Below are 20,041 nucleotides of genomic sequence, written 5' to 3' on the forward strand. Positions count from 1 at the left end.
TTATTCTCAACGCCGCGATTAAATCGTAACGTTCAGCCGTTAACCAGGACAGTGGCTATTGAAACGGCCGCTGCCCAAGTTCGGTTGACAAGCTCCAGGCGAGCCTAAAGAGTAAACCGGTCAAAACGGCAGCGTTGGGGAGGACTTTTGTCTATGCGCGCGTTTATCCGGTTTTCAGCGATTATTCTGAGTGCACTTGCTTTTTCACCCGCCGTTCAAGCGGCGGAAACAGGCAGGCACATCGTCACCACGCAGGACGGCGATTACTTCGGTTTCGACCTGCGGACGGAACAGAACGTTTCCCTTGCCGATTGCGAGAAGGTCTGCGTCGCAGACTCCTCCTGCCGCGCCTTCACCTATAATCCCAAGGTGAAATGGTGCTTCCTCAAATCCGACTATAACACGCTCAACACGTTCGCCGGTGCTGTGGCGGGCAAGGTCGTCGACGCTTCGGCGGCAGAGCCCGATATTGGCGCACCGCCAGCATTGCCGTTCGTCAGCGATCAACTTTTGAGCGACGCGCGCGCCACCAAGGAAAATCTGTCGGTGCTGGCAGATCAGGATGCGCTCGGGCTGAATGGCCGCAAGACTGAGGCCTACCGCGAACTGACAGCTGGCAACGTTGCCCCGGCACTGAAGGCTTTTCAGGGCGCGCTGTCCATTACCCCGGATGATGGCGCGCTATGGATCGAAGCCGCGCGTGCTGCCAACCGTGTTTACGGCAACTCCGAACTTGCCACTCAGGCCTCGCTTGCAGCCCTCAACGCCTATCAACTGTCACGCGGCACACAATCGCGGGCTGAAGCGCTGGCTGTTCTGGCAGCAGCATTGAAGAACGTCGAGAACTTCCGTGGTGCGCTCAGCGCCTACAAGGCCAGCCTCGAACTGGTTGAAGCTAAATCCGTTCGCGCCGAATACACCGACCTGCGCACCCGCCAGGGCTTCCGCGTAACCGAGCATACAATCGATTCCGACAGCGCCACGCCACGGGTCTGCGTCCAGTTTTCCGAACCGCTGGTCAAGGCCGGTGTCGATTACACGCCGTTCGTCCTTCTGGATGGCGCCACACCCAAGGCTGTCGAAGCCAAAGGCAGCCAGATCTGCGTCGAGGGCCTCACCCACGGTCAGCGATACAAGGTGGCCTTCCGCTCCGGCTTGCCGTCGTCTGTCGATGAGCCACTGGAAACCAACGTCAATCTCGACATCTATGTCCCCGACCGTGCGGCGATGGTCCGCTTCACCGGCGACAGCTTCGTTTTGCCGGGAACCGCCCGTCGCGGTATTCCGATCGTCTCGGTCAACACTGCAAGCGCCAACCTAAAACTCTATCGCGTCGGCGATCGCAACATTGCCTCGCTGCTGACGGCCTCGCAGTTCCTGACGCAGCTCGATGGTTACAGCGCCCAGCGCATCCAGGATGAAAACGGCGAAATGGTCTGGCAGGGCTCGATCGATATTGCGACCGATCTCAACAAGGAAGTCGTCACCAGCTTTCCGGTCGATGAGGCCCTGCCGCAGCGCAAGCCCGGTGTCTATGTCCTGACCGCCGTATCTGCTACCGGCAATTCGAACGAGTGGGACAGCCAGGCAACGCAATGGTTCGTCATCTCGGATATCGGCCTGTCCACCTATTCCGGGGAAGACGGCCTGTCCGTTTTTGCCCGGTCGCTGGCATCGGCCAAGCAGATGTCCGGCATCGAACTGACGCTGCTTGCCAAGAACAATGAAATCCTCGGCACCGCGACCACCGACGGGGATGGCCGCGCGACCTTCGATGCCGGCCTGCTGCGCGGCACCGCCGCCATGACGCCGGCAGTCATCACCGCCAAGAGTGCCGCTGACGATTTCGTTTTCCTCGACCTCACGCGTGCTGGCTTTGACCTTTCCGATCGTGGCGTCACGGGACGTGCAGCCCCTGGCGCCATCGACGTGCTGACCTGGACGGAACGTGGCATCTACCGCGCCGGTGAAACCGTGCATATCTCCGCTCTTGCCCGCGATAGCGCTTCGGTGGCTATCGAGAAACTGCCCCTGACCTTCATCTTCATGCGACCGGATGGCGTCGAGGATCGCCGTGTCGTCAGCGATGGCGGTTTGGCAGGTGGCTATGCTCTCGATCTCCCCTTGCAACCAAACGCGATGCGCGGCACTTGGACCGTCCAAATCTTCACCGATCCCAAGGGAACGGCGATCAGCGAGAAGCAATTCCAGGTCGATGACTTCGTGCCGGACCGGGTCGAGTTCGACATGGCCAGCACCGTCAAGCAGATCGAGATCGGCACGCCGGCCCCCATCACCATCGACGGCCGCTTCCTCTATGGCGCACCCGCTGCAGGTCTCGAACTTGAAGGCGAAGTCGGCCTGAAGCCAACCCGTGAAAGCGCCGATTTCAAGGGCTATGTCTTCGGCCTCGCCGACGAGGAAGCAACGGAAGACAGCCGCACGACGCTCGAAGGACTGGAGCCGCTCGACGAGGACGGCAAGGCGACATTCGACGTCACGCTAACAGAGGTTCCATCGACCACGCAGCTGCTCAACGCCAATATCACCGTACGCGTTCAGGAAGCTGGCGGCCGTGCCGTCGAGCGCTCCCTGACACTGCCGGTCAAGCCGGCCGGCGCGATGATCGGCATCAAGCCGGAATTCTCCGGCGATCTCGCTGAAAATGCAGTCGGCAAATTCCACGTTATCGCTATCGACCAGAGCGGTGCCAAACAGGCAAAGTCCGGCCTGAGCTGGAAGCTGCTGCGCGTCGAGCAGGACTATCAGTGGTACCGTGACGGCACCGCCTGGAAATATGAACCGGTTACGTCGACCAAGCAGGTTTCGACCGGCACCTTGGATGTCACCCCGGATGGCGGCGAGATTGCCATTTCCGCCGGCTGGGGCCGCTACCGGCTTGAAGTCGAAACCGCCGATATCGATGGCCCGACATCGAGCGTCGAGTTCGATTCCGGCTGGTATGTCACGGCAAGCTCGACGGAAACACCGGATGGTCTGGAAGTCGCTCTCGACAAGCAGAATTATGCCGTCGGCGACATCGCCAAGCTGCGCGTATCGCCGCGCTTTGCCGGGGAAGTCCTGGTCACCATCGGCTCGGAAAAGCTGATCGCCACGAAAACGGCGACCATTCCCGCCGAAGGTGGCGAAGTCGACATTCCGATTACTGCCAATTTCGGCGCGGGAGCCTATGTCACCGCAACACTTTATCGTCCGGGCGATGCGCAGGAAAGCCGCATGCCGATGCGCTCCATCGGCATCAAATGGCTGGCTGTCGATCCCGAGGACCGCAAGCTCACCGTCAAGCTCGACTTGCCGGAAAAGACGCTGCCGCGTCAGACGCTGAATATTCCGGTGGAAGTGACCGGGGCAGGTGTAGGCGACGAGGCCTATGTCACGGTTGCCGCCGTCGATGTCGGCATCCTCAATCTCACCCGCTACGAAGCGCCCGATCCGGACGGATGGTATTTCGGCCAGCGCCAGCTCGGCCTTGAAATCCGTGACCTTTATGGACGGCTGATCGATGGCTCTCTCGGCGCAACCGGGCGCCTGCGCACCGGTGGCGACGGCGGCCAGATGGCGCTGCAGGGCAAACCACCGACCGAAAAGCTGGTGGCGTTCTTCTCCGGCCCCGTTCAACTCGATGCTAGCGGCAAGGCGATCATCAGCTTTGATATCCCGCAGTTCAACGGCACTGCCCGCGTCATGGCTGTCGCCTGGTCGAAGGCTGGCGTCGGCCATGCGTCAACCGATGTCGTCATCCGCGATCCGGTCGTGGTGACGGCAAGCATGCCGCAGTTCCTGGCGCCTGGAGACAAGGCAGAGCTTCGGCTCGATATCGCCAATACCGATGGCCCGGCTGGCGACATGAACCTCAAGGTGACAAGCAGCTCCTCCGTTGTGATCGACGCGGCGCAAGCCGAACAGACTTTCAGCGTCAAGCCGGGCGGCAAGTTCGACCTGACGCTACCGCTTTCCGGCGTTCACCCCGGCGACGGTGCGATCTCGATCGAACTGACCAGCGCCGATGGCCTGTCGCTGCAACAGTCGGTTTCCGTTCCGGTGCGGCCTGCTTCCCTTCCGGTGACGACCCGGCATCCCCTGACCATTGAGCCGAATGCCAGCCTGAAGGTGGATGGCGATCTATTGGCGGAAAGCATGCTGCAGGGCTCTGCCGTCAGCATCAGCGTCACTCGCTCTGCCGCCTTCGATATCCCGGCGCTGCTGACATCGCTCGACCGCTACCCCTATGGTTGCGCCGAGCAGACAACGAGCCGGGCGTTACCGCTTTTGTATCTGAGCGAACTCTCCAAGCAATCCGGACTTCCCGAAGATGGCGATGTCCAGAAGCGCGTGCAGGAAGCCATCTACCGGGTGTTGTCCTATCAATCCTCGACCGGCAGCTTCGGCCTCTGGAGCCCCGGCTCCGGTGATCTGTGGCTTGATGCCTATGTCACGGATTTCCTGACACGTGCCCGCGAGCAGAAGTATCAGGTGCCGGATCAGGCGATGGTCCAGGCGCTCGATAATCTGCAGAATGCCATGAGCTATGATGTCGACATGAAGAGCCAGGGCAACGAAATCGCCTATTCTCTTTACGTGCTCGCCCGTAACCGCAAGGCAGCGATTAGCGATCTGCGGTATTATGCCGACACCAAGCTCGCGGAGTTCCCGACGCCGCTGTCGAAGGGCCATCTGGCTGCAGCACTCGCTCTTTATGGCGATGCCCAACGTTCGCAGAGCATCTTCGAAGAAGCACTGCAGATGTCGACGACGGCAAGCAATGCCAGCCTGGATCGCTCCGATTATGGCTCAGCTTTGCGTGACGACGCCGCCGTGTTGACATTGGCTGCGGAAGCCCGGCCTGTACCGACGATTATCCCGCAACTCGCCAAGATCGTTGCCCGTGAATGGGAGCAGAAATCCTATACGAGCACTCAGGAACAGATGTGGACGCTAATGGCGGCCCGCGCCATCCAGGGCGGCGACAGCGATCTGAACCTCGACATCAACGGCACGCCACACAGCGGTGGTTATGCCGCACGTCTCACCGGCGACGAGGTCCTCGATCAGCCGGTGACGATCACCAACCGGTCGAGCGAACCGGTGGCCGCCGTGGTGACGACCGTTGCAGCACCGGCATTCCCGCTGCCTGCCGGCGGCAATGGCTTCAGCATCGAGCGCGCCTACTACACGCTCGACGGTGAGGAGGCCAATGTCACGGAGGCCAGGCAGAACGAGCGTTACGTCGTCGTTATCAATGCGACGGAGAGCAACACCTGGCCGTCGCGTGTGCTGATCACCGATCTTCTTCCTGCCGGGTTCGAGATCGACAATCCGACGCTGGTGGATAGCGCCAAGCTGTCGAACTTCGAATGGATCGGCGAGGTCGAGGCGGCGCATACGGAGTTCCGCACGGACCGCTTCGTCGCCGCCTTTGATCGCACCGCGGGTGACAACCGCACGATTACCGTCGCCTATGTCGTTCGCGCTGTCACGCCGGGCACCTATGATCATCCGGCAGCCAGCATCGAGGACATGTACCGGCCGCAATATTCCGCACGCTCCGCGATGGGGCGCATGGAGGTTCAGGCGGTCGAATAATGTCTCTCTGGGCAAAAATCTGCGCCGCATTGCTGGGCTCCGCACTTTTGTGCGTTGCCATCATGCTCGGCCTTGACGCTGCGGACCGCGCCTATCCGCCGCCGTTAGAAAAGGCACGCACGGTATCAGCGGAAGTGCTTGATGCGGACGGGCAGTTGTTGCGCGCCTTCGCGACACCGGAGGGCCGCTGGCGGCTGCAGACAACGGCGAACGAGGTCGATCCACAATTCGTCCGCATGCTGATTGCCTATGAGGACCAGCGTTTCTGGGAGCACAAGGGGGTTGATCCCTGGGCATTGATACGCGCCGCTTGGCAGTTCGCCGCTCATGGGCGTATCGTCTCGGGCGCCTCGACGCTCTCGATGCAGGTGGCGCGGTTGATCGAGCCGCGCGAAGGGCGCTCGTTTGCTGCAAAGTTTCGCCAGCTCGTCCGCGCCGTGCAGATCGAGCGGCGGCTGAGCAAGGCCGAGATCCTCGATCTTTACCTCACCCACGCGCCCTATGGCGGTAATCTCGAAGGCATTCGCGCCGCAAGTCTTGCCTATTTCGGCAAGGAGCCTCGCCGTCTCACCGTGTCCGAAGCCTCGTTGCTTGTCGCCCTTCCCCAGCTCCCGGAGAAACGCCGCCCGGATCGCCATTTGAAGGCGGCGGAAGCGGCGCGGCAACGGGTTCTGGAACGCATGGCGGTTTCCGCTGTCATCGGGGAAGGGGAGGCGGAGCGCGCCAATTTGGTAGCCGTACCAGAACGTCGCCTGCAACTGCCGGCCTTTGCCGCTCATCTCGCCGAAGCAGCGCGGCGCAAAGAGCCGAAAGCCGTCCAGCATCAGACGACACTGCGGCGAACCATCCAGAAAGGACTGGAAACGGTCGCCAAGGAAGCGGCGGCCCGGCTTGGTCCGAAAGTATCGATCGCCATGGTCATGGCCGATGCACGCACCGGCGAGATTGTCGGCGAACTCGGTTCTGCAGATTACTTCGACGCCAGCCGTTCCGGCTGGATCGACATGACCCGCATTTCCCGCTCACCGGGTTCGACGCTGAAGCCGTTCATCTATGGCCTTGCGTTCGAGGAAGGATTGGTTTCCCAGGAAACCATCATCGAAGATCGGCCTGCGGATTTCTTTGGCTACCGGCCGCGCAATTTCGACATGACCTATCAGGGCGATGTCAGCATCCGCCAGGCGCTGCAGCTATCCCTCAACGTCCCCGCGGTGCGGTTGCTCGATTCCGTTGGGCCTACACGGCTGATGGTGCGCTTCCGGCGCGCCGAGGTCCGTCCCATCCTGCCGCCGAACGAGGCGCCCGGCCTGGCGATCGGCCTCGGCGGGTTGGGAACCAACCTGAAGGATCTCGTACAGCTCTATGCTGCACTTGCCAATCGTGGCAAACCCGTCCGGCTTGGCGATGGCATTCGCGAGCAACCGGGGGCAATCGAAAACGAACCGCTTCTCGATCCTGTCGCCACGTGGCAGATCGCCGATATCCTGTCAGGTGTTTTGCCGCCGGCAGGGGCCGTTCAGCGCGGCATCGCCTATAAGACCGGAACGAGCTACGGCTACCGCGACGCCTGGTCTGTCGGCTTTGACGGCCGTTATGTTCTCGGCGTCTGGGTCGGCCGGCCAGACAACGGCGCAGTCCCCGGTCTGACCGGCTATGGATCAGCAGCCCCGATCCTGTTTGAGGGGTTTGCGAAATCAGGCGTCGCCATTACGCCGCTGCCTCGCGCTCCGGCCGGTGCAGTCCGTATTGCCCAAGCGGAATTGCCGATAAGCCAACGCCGTTTTTCGCTGACCTCCAGCGGGCTCGTTTCCGCTACGGTCCGCGAAGCGGCGCCGCAGATCGTCTATCCGCCGGAAGGCGCCCGCGTCGAGCTCGGCGTTGATACTGCAGGCACACCCATGCCGCTGGTCCTCAAACTGCAGGGGGGAAGGGCGCCCTTCCGCTGGCTTGCCAATGGCAAGCCACTGCCTGAGACCTCACGGCGCCGCGTCAATCAGTGGGTGCCGGATGGCGCGGGTTATTCGACGCTGACCGTCATCGACGCAGCCGGACGTGCCGCCAGCGTGCGGGTTTTTCTCAACTAGAATCACCCCGGATGTTAGCCGGAAACCGCCATCAGCCGTGAAACTGGCAACTCCGATTTGTGCCCTATCATGAATGGGGATTCCCGAATCTAGCCTCATGATTTATCAATGGATGATGAATCGATCCGATCTGATTCGAAATCGCGCAAGGCCGGGAGCCATCCGCGAAGAAATTGACGGAGGCATATTGTCTTTTCCACGCACCTCAGCCGCTCTATATATGCTTGCCGGCATCGCCCTGACGCTTGGTCTTGCAGGCTGTGGGGCGCGCGACGGCGTCAGGTTGTCCGATACCGCAACCACCGTGCCTGACGATACCGCCTTTGCCCTGCCGGGTCCCGGCGGGCCGGCCATCGTCAATATCGTCGAACGCAGTTTCCGTAATGCGACCCAGCAGGATATCTTCCTGTTCACCTCCGCCTCCACGCCCGGACAGAATGTCATGCGTGTCCAATTGTACGGACCCGTCGGATCAAAGTTCGAAGGAACGCGATCCCTTGGCTACTCATCTGTGCGCGCCAGCGAAATCGCCAAGGAAATGCGCCGCGAACTACCCGGCATCGCGCTCAGGCAATCGCCGATTTACCTGCAGAACAATTACGGCCCCTTCAGCTATGCCTATGGTCGCGGCCGCGGCAACGATGCGTGCCTTTATGCCTGGCAGCAGATCCGTTCGCCCGAGGATGCAAGAACGGCCTTTCAGAATGGCGGCACGATCCAGGTTCGCCTGCGGCTCTGCGAAGAAGATGCAAGCGAAGAAAAGCTGCTGAGCACCATGTACGGTTATACGATCCGCGGAGCGTTCAATGCTGCGGGCTGGAACCCTTACGGCGAGCCCCCCAGCGTTGAACCGACATTGGGCCGGGCCGGAAACCCCATCTATCCCAAGACGAACGACGTGCGTGACAACATGATGCCAGCCGCCGAAGTGGAGAGGGCACGCCCTGTCGTACAGCCCCGGCGGGTCGTTGTGACGACGGAAAAAGTCACTCCGATCAAACAACCGGCGCCGGAAGAAACCATTCCTTTACCAACAACAGGGGATATGAATGGGATCGTCGTTCCTTCCCCGGATTGTGTGAACCAGTCAGCGGATGCCGGACGATGCAAATAACACCGGCATGATCCGAATTGCCGATCGCAGTTTGAGTTGACCATGGCGTTTTGAGGGCTTCCGCCGGCATCTCCGTGCCGCCGGGTGGCCTCCTGAAAGGCACCAACCATGCGCAAGGCAGGCATTATTCTTTTCTGGGGGATTGCTTCCCTTTGCGTCATTGCGCTGGTCACCCTTCCGATCAACCTTCAGACCCAGTTGATCGCCAGCATCTCTGTGGTCACGTTCATGGCCGTCCTGAAAATCCTCAAGGCCGAGGGAACCTGGCGTCTCACGGCGCTCGCCTTCGGCACGGCAATCGTGATGCGCTACGTCTACTGGCGCACCACCAGCACGCTGCCGCCAATCAATCAGTTGGAAAACTTCATTCCCGGTTTCCTGCTCTATCTGGCGGAAATGTACAGCGTGATGATGCTGGCGCTCAGCCTGTTCGTCGTTGCCATGCCGCTCCCGTCGCGGCCGTCGCGGGCCGCTTCTGAGGGAAAATATCCGAATGTCGATGTCTTCGTACCAACCTACAATGAAGACTCACATCTGCTGGCCAACACGCTGGCCGCAGCAAAAGCGATGGACTATCCCGCCGAAAAGCTGACTGTCTGGCTTCTCGACGACGGCGGCACGCTACAGAAGCGTACCTCGGCAAACCTTCTTGAAAGCCAGACGGCCAAGTCCCGCCATGAGGAATTGCAGACCCTCTGCATCGATCTTGACGTCAAGTATCTGACGCGCGACCGCAACGAGCATGCCAAGGCGGGCAATCTCAACAACGGCATGCAGCATTCGCAAGGCGAACTGATCGCCGTGTTCGACGCCGACCATGCGCCTGCCCGGGATTTCCTTTTGGAAACGGTCGGCTATTTCGAAGACGATCCGAGGTTGTTCCTCGTTCAGACGCCACACTTCTTTCTCAATCCCGATCCCGTCGAGCGCAATCTGCGTACCTTCGAAAAGATGCCAAGCGAGAACGAGATGTTCTACGGCATCATCCAGCGGGGCCTCGACAAGTGGAATGCCTCGTTCTTCTGCGGATCGGCGGCCGTATTGCGCCGGCAGGCGCTCGACCAGACCGGCGGCTTCAGTGGTGTCAGCATTACCGAAGACTGCGAAACTGCAATCGATCTTCATGCCAGCGGCTGGAACAGCGTCTATGTCGACCGACCGCTGATCGCCGGTCTTCAGCCCGCGACCTTCGCCAGCTTCATCGGCCAGCGTAGCCGATGGGCCCAGGGCATGATGCAGATCTTGCGCTTCAAATTCCCACCGCTGAAGCGCGGCCTGTCGATCCCACAGCGTCTCTGCTACATGTCATCGACATTGTTCTGGCTCTTTCCGTTTCCCCGGACGATCTTCCTGTTCGCGCCGCTCTGTTACCTGTTCTTCGATCTGGAAATCTTCACCGCCTCCGGAGGCGAGTTCCTAGGCTATACACTCGCCTATATGCTGGTGAACCTGATGATGCAGAACTACCTGTACGGTTCATTTCGCTGGCCATGGATTTCTGAACTGTATGAATACGTCCAGACCGTTCATCTCCTTCCGGCGGTTGTCTCGGCGATCATCAACCCGAGGAAACCGAGCTTCAAGGTGACCGCAAAGGATGAATCTGTGCTGGTCAGCCGTCTGTCCGAAATCAGCAGGCCGTTTTTCATCATCTTCGCCGTTCTCTTGCTTGCCTTGCTGGTGACCGTATACCGCGTCTATACCGAACCTTATAAGGCAGATGTCACTCTGGTCGTCGGCGGCTGGAACCTGCTCAACCTCATCCTCGCCGGATGTGCACTCGGCGTCGTTTCCGAGCGCGGTGAATTGTCGGCAACGCGCCGCGTCAAGGTCACGCGCCAATGCGAATTCGGTCTCGGTGAACAATGGTATCCAGCAACGATCGATGACGTTTCGGTCTACGGCGCGCGCATCAATGTCTATGCAAAGACGATCGGCTCTCCCGCCGTCGATACACGCGGCCTGATCCGTTTCACGCCGCATGGCCGAGAGACTGCGGAAATCCTTCCGATCGCGGTCCGAAACACGAAAGTCGACGGCGATATCGTCACGATGGGATGCCAATACCTGCCGGAAGCAGCGCGTGATCACAGTCTCGTCGCCGATCTGATTTTCGCAAACTCACAGCAATGGACGGAATTCCAAATGTCGCGCCGCGACAATCCGGGTCTCTTCCGTGGAACGCTCTGGTTCTTCGGGTTGGCCTTTTATCAGACGAGCCGCGGGCTCGCCTATTTCTTCAGCAATCGGGGGGCAAGCGGCAAGCCACGGGTTTCTGCGGGAGCTAAAAAATGACGAAAGCCGTAATTCTTGCTCTCACGCTGCTTGCGTCGCCGGCTGGCTCGCTCCACGCCCAGACGGTCCCTTTCGACATGACGCCGGAGCGCCCAGCCTCGGAAAGCCCCGTGGTGACGACACCTCAGGGCGATCAGGCCAAGAATCCACCGGCCTCCCAGCCGGTGACGGTCGCGCCTGTTGTCGAGGCAGTCGAAACCGAAGCCTTCAATCGATACATTCTTCCGGAAGGCAGCCTTGGGTTGACCGGGGAGTACGAAGATCGGCTATGGTCTGTCTATCTCACGCCTCAGCAGGCCGCCACAGGCACAAAGCTCAACCTCGGTTATCAGAATTCGATCTTCGTTGCCCCGGAAACGTCCCGCCTGACCGTTGAGGTGAACAATACGAAAATCGCCGAGGAAGCCATCCGCTCGCCGGAATCCATCTCCGACCTCAGCCTCAATCTCCCCAAGGATCTGTTGAAGCCGGGAGCAAACCTGATCCGCATGCGCTCCAACCAGCGCCACCGCACCGACTGCTCCGTTCAATCGACCTACGAGCTGTGGTCGAATATCGACGCCGAGAAAACCTATCTCAGTTTTGCCGGCAACGATCCGCTGCCGATGCAGAGCCTTGACGACATCAGGGCCATCGGCGTCGATGAAAGCGGCCTTACCCGGTTCAATTTTGTTGTCCCGGCGCTGGAACAACCCGGATCAACTGTCCCACTGATGCGCCTGGCGCAGGGCCTGGCGGTTCTCGCCGATATGCCAAACCAATCCTTCTCGTTCGAAACCAACAAGCTGCCGCCATCCGGCCCCGGAGAGATGACCGTCCTCGTCGGCACGCCCGCCGAGCTGTCACCGCTTTTTGCATCCTTGCCTGATGGCGCCGCATCCGCGCCGGTTGCGGGCTTTGTCCAGGACGCAAAAACCGGACTACCGGTTCTGGTAATCACCGGCCCGACATGGCAGGCGATCCGCAGCGCGATCGAAAGCATTGTCGCACCGACCGATGTTGCCGGGCCGGTTCGCCGCGACGTGATTACCACCCAGCGCTGGCGCGCTCCGGATGCGCCGTTCCTGTTTTCCGATAGCCGTCTTCCTTTTTCGCAGCTGGGACTGAAAACCGAGGAGTTCACCGGCAGGCGTTTCCGCACGGATTTCACCATTGGCATTCCCTCGGACTTTTATGCCGCCGCTTATGGCGAAGCCGTCATCCTGTTGGATGCGGCCTATACCGCAGCCGTCCTGCCGGGCAGCCATATCGATATCTACGTCAATGACAGCATCGCCTCCACCGTTCCAATCACCTCGTCGGGCGGCGGGCTCCTTCGTCATCTGCCGATCAACGTCACGATGCGGCATTTTCGTCCTGGCGTGAATACGATCGCAATCGAGGCAATCCTGGAAACAGAAACCGACAAGGTCTGCGCACCCGGGGCAACCGGCACGGATGCCCCTCGCTTTGCGCTGTTCGATACGTCCGAATTCCATATGCCGGACTTTGCCCGCGTCGGACAACTGCCCAATCTCGCAGCAACGGCGGGAACCGGAGCACCTTACAACAGGGGTACTGACCCTGTTCCGCTCTTCATGGATCGCATCGACGCCAATACCCTTTCGGCAGCCGCAACATTCCTTGGGCGGCTTGCCGTCGGTGCCGGCCATCCGCTTGCTGTGGAGACAGTCGCTTCCCCGGCATTGATCGGCAACAGAAGCGCTATTTTCATCGGTTCCCTGTCGCAGATGCCACCGATGGTCTTCACCCAGATGAATATCTCAGAGGCAAGCCGCAACACCTGGGGGCCTGATACAGGCACTCAGGCGCAGGGCGTTGATACGCAGGCCGCCTATGATGAATGGCGCGACAAGTTGAAAGGAGGTTTGTTCAGCAGCCAGATCAGCGCCCTTGAGGCATGGCTGAAGCAGAATTTTGATATCACGCTGACGTCCCTGCGTTTTGCACCGCGATCCGAAAGCAGCTTCATGCCATCGAGCGCGGCATCGCTGTTGATGGCGCAGGCGTCCAGCCCCGATGGGACGGGAACCTGGACTGTCGTGGCGGCACCGACCGGTAAAGATCTGCGCGACAGCATGCAGTCCCTGAGCGGACAGGCAAATTGGTCACAACTGGACGGGCGCATTTCGACATATGAGGGCGGCACCAAAACGGTGCAGACCGTGCCGGTGAACAGTTTCCAGTTCGTGCCGACTCAGGCCGGATCCTTTTCCAATTACCGGCTCATTGCCGCCAACTGGTTGTCGACGAACATCCTGTCCTATGCGGTACTGCTCGCCGTGCTTGCCGTCATCCTGGGGTTGGCGACTGCGACAATGCTCGGCAACCTCGGACGGCGACAATGAGAGGAAAACTGCTGGCGGCGTTCCTTGCAGGACTTTTCAGCTTCTGTATGGCCAGCACTCCGGCGACCGCACAGCAGCCCTTGATCGCCGCCGAGGCCTGGCAGGCATATAAAGCAAAATTTCTCGATCCCGGTGGCCGCATCATCGATGATGCGAATGGCAATATCAGCCACAGCGAAGGCCAGGGTTATGGGCTGCTGCTGTCGGTCCTTGCCGGTAGCCCTGCGGATTTCGAACTGATCTGGTCCTTTACCCGCACGGAGCTGTTGTTGCGCAGCGATGGTCTGGCGGCGTGGAAATGGAACCCCGCAACCAAACCGCATGTTACCGACATCAACAATGCCACCGACGGCGACATCCTGATTGCCTACGCGCTGGGCCTGGCCGGAAAACAGTGGAACCGCCCGGACTACATCAAAAATGGCGCCGGCATCGCACGCGCCATCCTCGAGAAGACCGTTATTCAAGTTTCCGGGCGGACCCTGCTTCTACCAGCCGCCACAGGTTTTTCCGCCACCGACCGCGATGACGGCCCCGTCATCAATCCTTCCTACTGGATTTTCGAAGCCTTCCCGGTGCTCGATCAATTGGCGCCATCGCCGGTTTGGGCAAAGCTGCGTGCCGATGGTGTTGCCATTCTGAATGAACTTCGATTTGGCCCGAAACAGCTTCCCTCAGATTGGGTATCCTTAAAATCGCCGCCGGCGCCGGCAACCGGATTTCCTGCCGAATTCGGCTACAACGCCCTGCGCATCCCGCTTTATCTAGTGCGCGCTGGTATAACAGATCGGGATTTGTTGACGAGATTGATGCGCGGGACTTCTGGTGCAAATGGAGAATATACAACCATAGATATAGAATCTGGACAGTCGAAGGACAACCTTACCGATCCGGGTTATCGAATAATTAACCATATTCTGGCCTGTGTGGTGAACAAGACAGCGGTGCCGGAAGATCTGAAGCAATTTGCGCCGACCCGCTACTATCCTTCGACGCTCCATTTGCTGGGGCTATCTATTATTGCTGCTCAGCAGCCGGAGTGCTCATGAAGTCGACCTTCATCGCATTGTCAGCAGCGGTCATCGCGGTCGGCCTCGTCGGGATGAACAAGCCCGACTATATCAAGCATGCGATGCAATCCCTCTCGCTGGCAGATGCCGAAGAACCTGTTGCGCGATCATCGCGCCTGGTTCAGCAGACAGAAACCGGCATCGCTGGCGCAAACACGCCTGTCTTCCGGGAAATCAAACGCTCTCCCCAGCCGGTGCTCGACACGGTGGTGACGGCAGCAACGACGGCAACGGTCGACGAAAGCGCGCTGCGTTATTTCGCCAGCCGTGGAGATACGGCAAGACTGCAGGCGGAAATCTCCCGTTTGAAAGCACTCTATCCGGATTGGGTGCCGCCAAAGGACCCACTGGCTGTTCCTCAAAACGAGGACAAGCAACTGGAGACGATGTGGGATCTTTACGCTCAGGCCCGCTACGCCGAAGTCCGCAAGGCCATCGCCGAGCGTCAGGTCGCGGAACCCGCATGGAAACCGCCCGCAGATCTGATCGACCGGTTGACCGTGGCTGAAGCCCGCATGCGGCTGATCAATGCCTCAGACTTGAAACAATATGAAACCGTCGTGCGGATCGGCTCGGAAACACCAAGCCTGCTGACCTGCAGCGAGGTCGATGTCCTGTGGCGCGTGGCTGAAGCCTTCTTCCGCACCGACAAGGCTCAGCGCGCGGCCGACGCCTATTCCTACATCCTGGACAATTGCCAGAATGCCGCCGAGCGCCTTGCGACGGTTCAAAAGGCCGCTGCCATTCTTCCCTCCAAGAGCGTCGAGGATCTTCTCGCCAAGGAAAAAGCCTCACCAGACGGCACGATGGAATTCGACAGCATCCGCGACGACCTGGCGCGCCGGTTTGTTGCCGAAGCCAATGCCGATGGCAAGGTCGTCGTCCCGCCGCAATATCTGTCGCGTGTCGAGCGCCTGGCGGAGACCGGTGGGCTTACCTCCGATGCCCTGTTGCTCGGTTGGTATTACCTGCCGCGCGGCGACATGGAAGCGGCGGAAAAATGGTTCCGCAAGGCGCGCGACAAGGAAGATACGGCATCTGCATCGCAAGGCCTGGCGCTCACCTTGATCGACCGCAACGACCAGCTTGCCGCCGAAGACACGATGTATCGCTGGCGCGACGATTCCAAGGACGCAAAAGCTGTGTATCTCGCCGCCACCGCCAACCTGCTGGCGCTCGCGCCGCCGGTTGCCCTTTCCGGCGAGGTTTTGAAGCGGATTGCCGCCGAGGTGATAAAATCGCGTGATGCGTCAACTGCCCAGCAATTCGGCTGGTATGCCCGTGCGCTGAACCAGCCGCAAACGGCCCTGCAATGGTTCCGCACAGCCCTCAGCTGGAAGCTCGACGACGAACCATCGGCATACGGATTGGCCGTCACTTATCAGCAGCTGGAGGATCTGAAGGGCCTGACCGAAATCCAGCGCCTCTGGGCCGGGCGCTCGGAGCGTATTGCCAAGGTCGGCGAGGTCGAAGAACCGGATACGGCCAAGCGGCGGGTGCCTGTTGCAAATGAAACAGTCATCGTCAGACGGCAACCGCGCACGGTAGCGGCCGCACAGGACGTGGATTACGATCAGCCGGAACAGGTCTCCGTGACACGCCCGCGCAGGACCATTAGTGTCGATCGGGGTTGCAAATCCACGGTTAACCCGCAAACGCTTGCTCCGGAAGCCGCGTTGACGCGCGGCTGGTGCCTGATGGAACGAAACAGACCGATGGAAGCTGCAGCGGCCTTCGAAGTCGGCATGCTCGGCTCTTCGGCAAAGACACGCGAAGATGCAGCTTATGGTCAAAGCCTGGCCTACCTGCGCGCCGGTCTCTCAAGCAAGGCTGCAGTATCGGCCGTCAAGGCACCACAGAACCGCCAACGCGCTTTCGAACTGCAACAGGCAATCCTTGCCGACAAAGCCGTCGCGGCTTTCGACGCCGGCCGCTCACGAGAAGCCCTGCTTGTTCTCGATCAGCTAAGGCAAATCTCCCCCGAAAGAACCGACCTTCTGTCGCTCAGGGGGTATGCCTATCTTCGGCTGAAACGCTATGCTGATGCGCGGCGGGTGTTCGAGGCGCTGGCTGCCATCGGCAATCGCGACGGTCAGCGTGGACTTGGCATTCTCTACCAGATATTCAACGACAAGGATTGACCGGGACACGAGGCTCCCACCGGCTTTCCGGTTTGGCATCGGGAGCGGAGTGGACAACGTGACATCTTCCCCATTAGATATCCCGGTCAAGACAGCCGACGGACGTCAGACGACGCTTGCCGAATTTCGCGGTCGTGTGATGCTGGTCGTCAATGTCGCATCGAAATGCGGTTTGACGGTACAATATGAAGGCCTCGAAGAGCTCTATGAAGCCAAACGGGACGCAGGGCTTGTCATTCTTGCCTTTCCGGCCAACAATTTCATGGAGCAGGAGCCCGGAACGGAAGCCGAGATCGTCGAATTCTGCACCAGTACCTATGACGTGCAGTTCCCGATCTTTTCGAAGATTTCCGTCAAAGGGGAGGCGATCCATCCGCTCTATCGCAGCCTGACGTCGATTGCGCCTGACGCCATCGGCGAAGGTCCGATGCGTGACCGGTTGAAGGGTTACGGCGTCGAGCCTGAGAACAAAGCCGACGTGCTATGGAATTTCGAGAAATTCCTGATCGGCCGCGATGGCAAGGTGGCGGCGCGCTTTTCACCGGATGTCACGGCAGAGGATGGACGGCTTGTTTCTGCGATCGATAAGGAACTGGCGCAGCAGAGCTGACATCGCGCTATCCCTTGAAGGCAAAGAACGAACGGCCACGCAGTAAACCTGCATGGCCGCTCAAAGCACGTGTGATCTGATTTATCGCGCGGTGTTGCTGGAGATGTAATCTGCGGCCACCTGCGCGACGAGCGCCAGGGAAATCGCGCCGGCATCGGGATGGCCGATGCTCCTTTCTGCCAACGGCCGGGCGCGGCCGAGCTTCGGTGTCAGCGCCGAGGTCGCGTCGGCAGCGGACTTTGCAGCCTCGGCCGCCAGCGCCCATGCGTCCGGCAGCGACTTGCCCGCAGCAGCCTCACGCTCCAGCGTTTCCACAAACGGGATAAGCGCATCGACCAGCGTCTTGTCACCAAGGCGGGCGCGCCCAAGCCTGGTAACGCCTTCGAGCGCAAGCCTGGCACCCTTGACGGCAGCATCCTTCTCAACGGCATCGCTATCGCTCAGCGCATTGCTCCACGAGCGCAGCAGCAAGCCCCAGATGGCGCCCGATGTCCCGCCGGCACGGTCGGCCCAGGCGTCACCGGCAACGGCCAGAACGCTGGCAGCGCCAGCGCCGGCAGCAACGGCGGCATTGGCGGCGTCGAGTGCAGCGGCCGAACCCCGGCGCATGCCCTGACCGTGGTCGCCGTCGCCGGCCTGCGCGTCGATTCGGCCGAGCTCGTCTTCCGCATCCTTCAGCGCAGCAGCAACGGCAGAGAGCAGGCTCGCAACACATTTCCCGGCTTCCTTTGAAGCCTCGGAGGCGGGCGCAAACGCGATCTTTCCTTCGACGTCGTCAAGCGCGCCAGTTGCCGGTTCCGTCGAGAACGTTGCGCCGCGCCGCAGGACCGGCGTATCGCAGGCCGCTGACCAGAGTGTTTCCAGTTCGTCGTCGAGCCACAGCAGTGTCAGCGAGCAGCCCTGCATATCGAGACTGGTGACGAATTCACCGGCTTCCGGTGCCACAACGTCCAGTCCGGCATCGGTGAGAAGCGTCGAGACCGTCGTCCAGAGCACAAACAGCTCTTCATACTTCGTCGCGCCCAAACCATTGAGGATCACGCCGACCTTCGTGGTTCCGGCCGGGCGCTCTGCCAAGAGCTTTTCAGTCAGGAGCTTTGCCAGATCCTTCGCCGAAACGATGTTTTCTTCCCTGATGCCCGGCTCACCATGGATACCAAGACCCAGCGCCATCTGGCCATGCGGAACCGTGAACAGGGGGCTGCCAGCACCCGGCAGCGTGCAACCCTTGAAGGCGACGCCGAAGGAAACCGTGCGGTCATTGGCATGGCGCGTCACGCGCTCGACCTCGTCGAGGTTCATGCCGGCTTCCGCCGCTGCGCCGGCAATTTTGAAGACCACCAGATCGCCAGCGATGCCGCGGCGTTTGGCGGCGGCATCAGCCGGCGCGCTTGCCACGTCATCGGTGACCGGAACGATACGGACATCGATGCCTTCGGCGCGCAGGCGCTCGGCGGCAACGCCGAAATTGAGCACGTCACCGGCGTAATTGCCGAAGCCGAGCAGAATACCGCCGCCCTGATCCGCGTGACGGCAAACCCTTGCCACCGCGGCCGTCGAAGGGGAGGCGAAGACGTCACCAGCGACCGCGGCATCGGCAAGACCGGGGCCGACATAACCGGCAAAAGCCGGATAATGACCGGAGCCGCCGCCGATAACGACCGAAACCTTGCCTTTCGGCACCGCCGTTGAACGCAGGACACCGCCCTTCACGTGGCGAACATAACGGCTGTAGATCGCGGCGAAACCGGAAAGCGCCGTTGCTGCAAAATCCTCGGGTTCATCGAAAATGGTGGTCATGACGTCTGTCCTTGGTCACGAGGCAGGATGCGCCTCAGATAATCGCGATTTGCTGCGCTGACGGAAAGCCCGTCGCCACCATAATGTTCACAAAGGAAGGGGCTCGAAAAGCCATGTGCCAGCGCCATGCGGATGGCGGCGCGATAATTGATGATGCCGGATTCGAGCGGGGCGGGATGCGTGACGATGACGCCCGATGCCGGATCCTCGGTGCGAGTGTAATTCTTCACGTGCCAGTATTTCGCATAGGGCGCGACCTTGGCCATCATCTCCTGCCAGTGCTCGACCGGGCGGTGCAGACGGATGAGGTTGCCGAGATCGGCATTGATCCCGACATTGGCAAGGCCGATATCCTCGACGAAGCGGACCGAGCTTTCCGCTGTGCCAAGATAGGTATCTTCATACATCTCCAACGCCAGCTCGATACCCAGCTCTTCGGCATGGCGACCCAGCTCGCGAATGCGCGAAACGGCTTTTTGCCATGTCGCGGCATCGTCCGGGTTCTTCGCGCCATCGACGGTCCAGAACCACAGCGCCTTCTTCTGCGCATCGGTCAATGCCTCGAACAGACCGAAGGAGACCGAGCTGGCGCCAATAGTCTTTGCCGTCTCGATCACCCGGTGACCATAGGCAAGGTAATCGTCGCCATGTTGCGCATCGATGACGCTGCGGCGGGACGTCGAGATCGCCGGCATCGTTAGCCCGAGCGATTGCGTCAGCGCCACGAAGGCGTCGATACGCGCCGGCGATAGGTCGGCGAGCCGTATCCAGCTGTCGGTCGGATCGACCTCGGTAAAACCGGCGTCGACGACCTCTGCGAGCGTTGCTGCCCACTCCTCGACGGACTGGTCCTGAACCGAGCGCCCGTCGGGCAGGGCGTTCGGATACTGGATCATCGCAGCTGCGATCGGCCAGGTCTCTCTATTCCATCGACGCGGTTCTGCGGTCATGGTTCAATCCTTCCAATATCAGGGA

General features: G+C 60.5%; 10 protein-coding genes. 8 read left to right on the plus strand and 2 right to left on the minus strand.

The genetic code is table 11. The features are described from left to right. The first annotated feature begins 153 nt into the window (after positions 1-153). The 8 genes from R6X40_RS19045 (at position 154) to R6X40_RS19080 (ending at position 17,266) form a co-directional block, all read left to right on the plus strand. The gene (locus tag R6X40_RS19045) at positions 154-5,604 is read left to right on the plus strand and encodes an alpha-2-macroglobulin family protein (protein WP_318415377.1); all 5,451 of its coding nucleotides are present in this window, start codon (positions 154-156) and stop codon (positions 5,602-5,604) included. 62 nt (positions 5,605-5,666) lie between these two features. After that, positions 5,667-7,688, plus strand: a complete 2,022-nt coding sequence (gene pbpC / locus R6X40_RS19050) for a penicillin-binding protein 1C (RefSeq protein WP_318415593.1) — start codon at positions 5,667-5,669, stop codon at positions 7,686-7,688. 73 nt (positions 7,689-7,761) lie between these two features. Then, on the plus strand, positions 7,762-8,802 hold the full coding sequence (gene bcsN / locus R6X40_RS19055; RefSeq protein ID WP_318415378.1) for a cellulose biosynthesis protein BcsN: 1,041 nt from the start codon (positions 7,762-7,764) through the stop codon (positions 8,800-8,802). A gap of 108 nt (positions 8,803-8,910) precedes the next feature. Next, entirely contained in the window at positions 8,911-11,097 is a 2,187-nt protein-coding gene (gene bcsA / locus R6X40_RS19060; RefSeq protein ID WP_318415379.1) for a UDP-forming cellulose synthase catalytic subunit, read from the plus strand. Beyond that, entirely contained in the window at positions 11,094-13,445 is a 2,352-nt protein-coding gene (locus R6X40_RS19065) for a cellulose biosynthesis cyclic di-GMP-binding regulatory protein BcsB (RefSeq protein ID WP_318415380.1), read from the plus strand. The genes bcsA and R6X40_RS19065 overlap by 4 nt, the downstream gene beginning before the upstream one ends. Then, entirely contained in the window at positions 13,442-14,494 is a 1,053-nt protein-coding gene (locus R6X40_RS19070; protein ID WP_412178417.1) for a glycosyl hydrolase family 8, read from the plus strand. Before R6X40_RS19065 ends, R6X40_RS19070 begins: the two co-directional genes overlap by 4 nt. After that, positions 14,491-16,656 (plus strand): tetratricopeptide repeat protein, encoded by a 2,166-nt coding sequence (locus R6X40_RS19075; RefSeq protein ID WP_318415381.1) that lies wholly within the window; start codon positions 14,491-14,493, stop codon positions 16,654-16,656. The genes R6X40_RS19070 and R6X40_RS19075 overlap by 4 nt, the downstream gene beginning before the upstream one ends. Positions 16,657-16,714: 58 nt before the next feature. Further along, positions 16,715-17,266, plus strand: a complete 552-nt coding sequence (locus R6X40_RS19080) for a glutathione peroxidase (protein WP_318415382.1) — start codon at positions 16,715-16,717, stop codon at positions 17,264-17,266. Between the two features lie 81 nt (positions 17,267-17,347). Here the strand turns inward: R6X40_RS19080 and R6X40_RS19085 are convergent, their stop codons facing one another. Next, the gene (locus R6X40_RS19085) at positions 17,348-19,066 is read right to left on the minus strand and encodes a dihydroxyacetone kinase family protein (protein ID WP_318415383.1); all 1,719 of its coding nucleotides are present in this window, start codon (positions 19,064-19,066) and stop codon (positions 17,348-17,350) included. Next, positions 19,063-20,016, minus strand: a complete 954-nt coding sequence (locus tag R6X40_RS19090; RefSeq protein ID WP_318415384.1) for a sugar phosphate isomerase/epimerase family protein — start codon at positions 20,014-20,016, stop codon at positions 19,063-19,065. Before R6X40_RS19090 ends, R6X40_RS19085 begins: the two co-directional genes overlap by 4 nt. Positions 20,017-20,041 lie beyond the last annotated feature (25 nt).

The organism is Rhizobium sp. PL01 (assembly GCF_033447125.1).
Lineage (GTDB): Bacteria > Pseudomonadota > Alphaproteobacteria > Rhizobiales > Rhizobiaceae > Pararhizobium.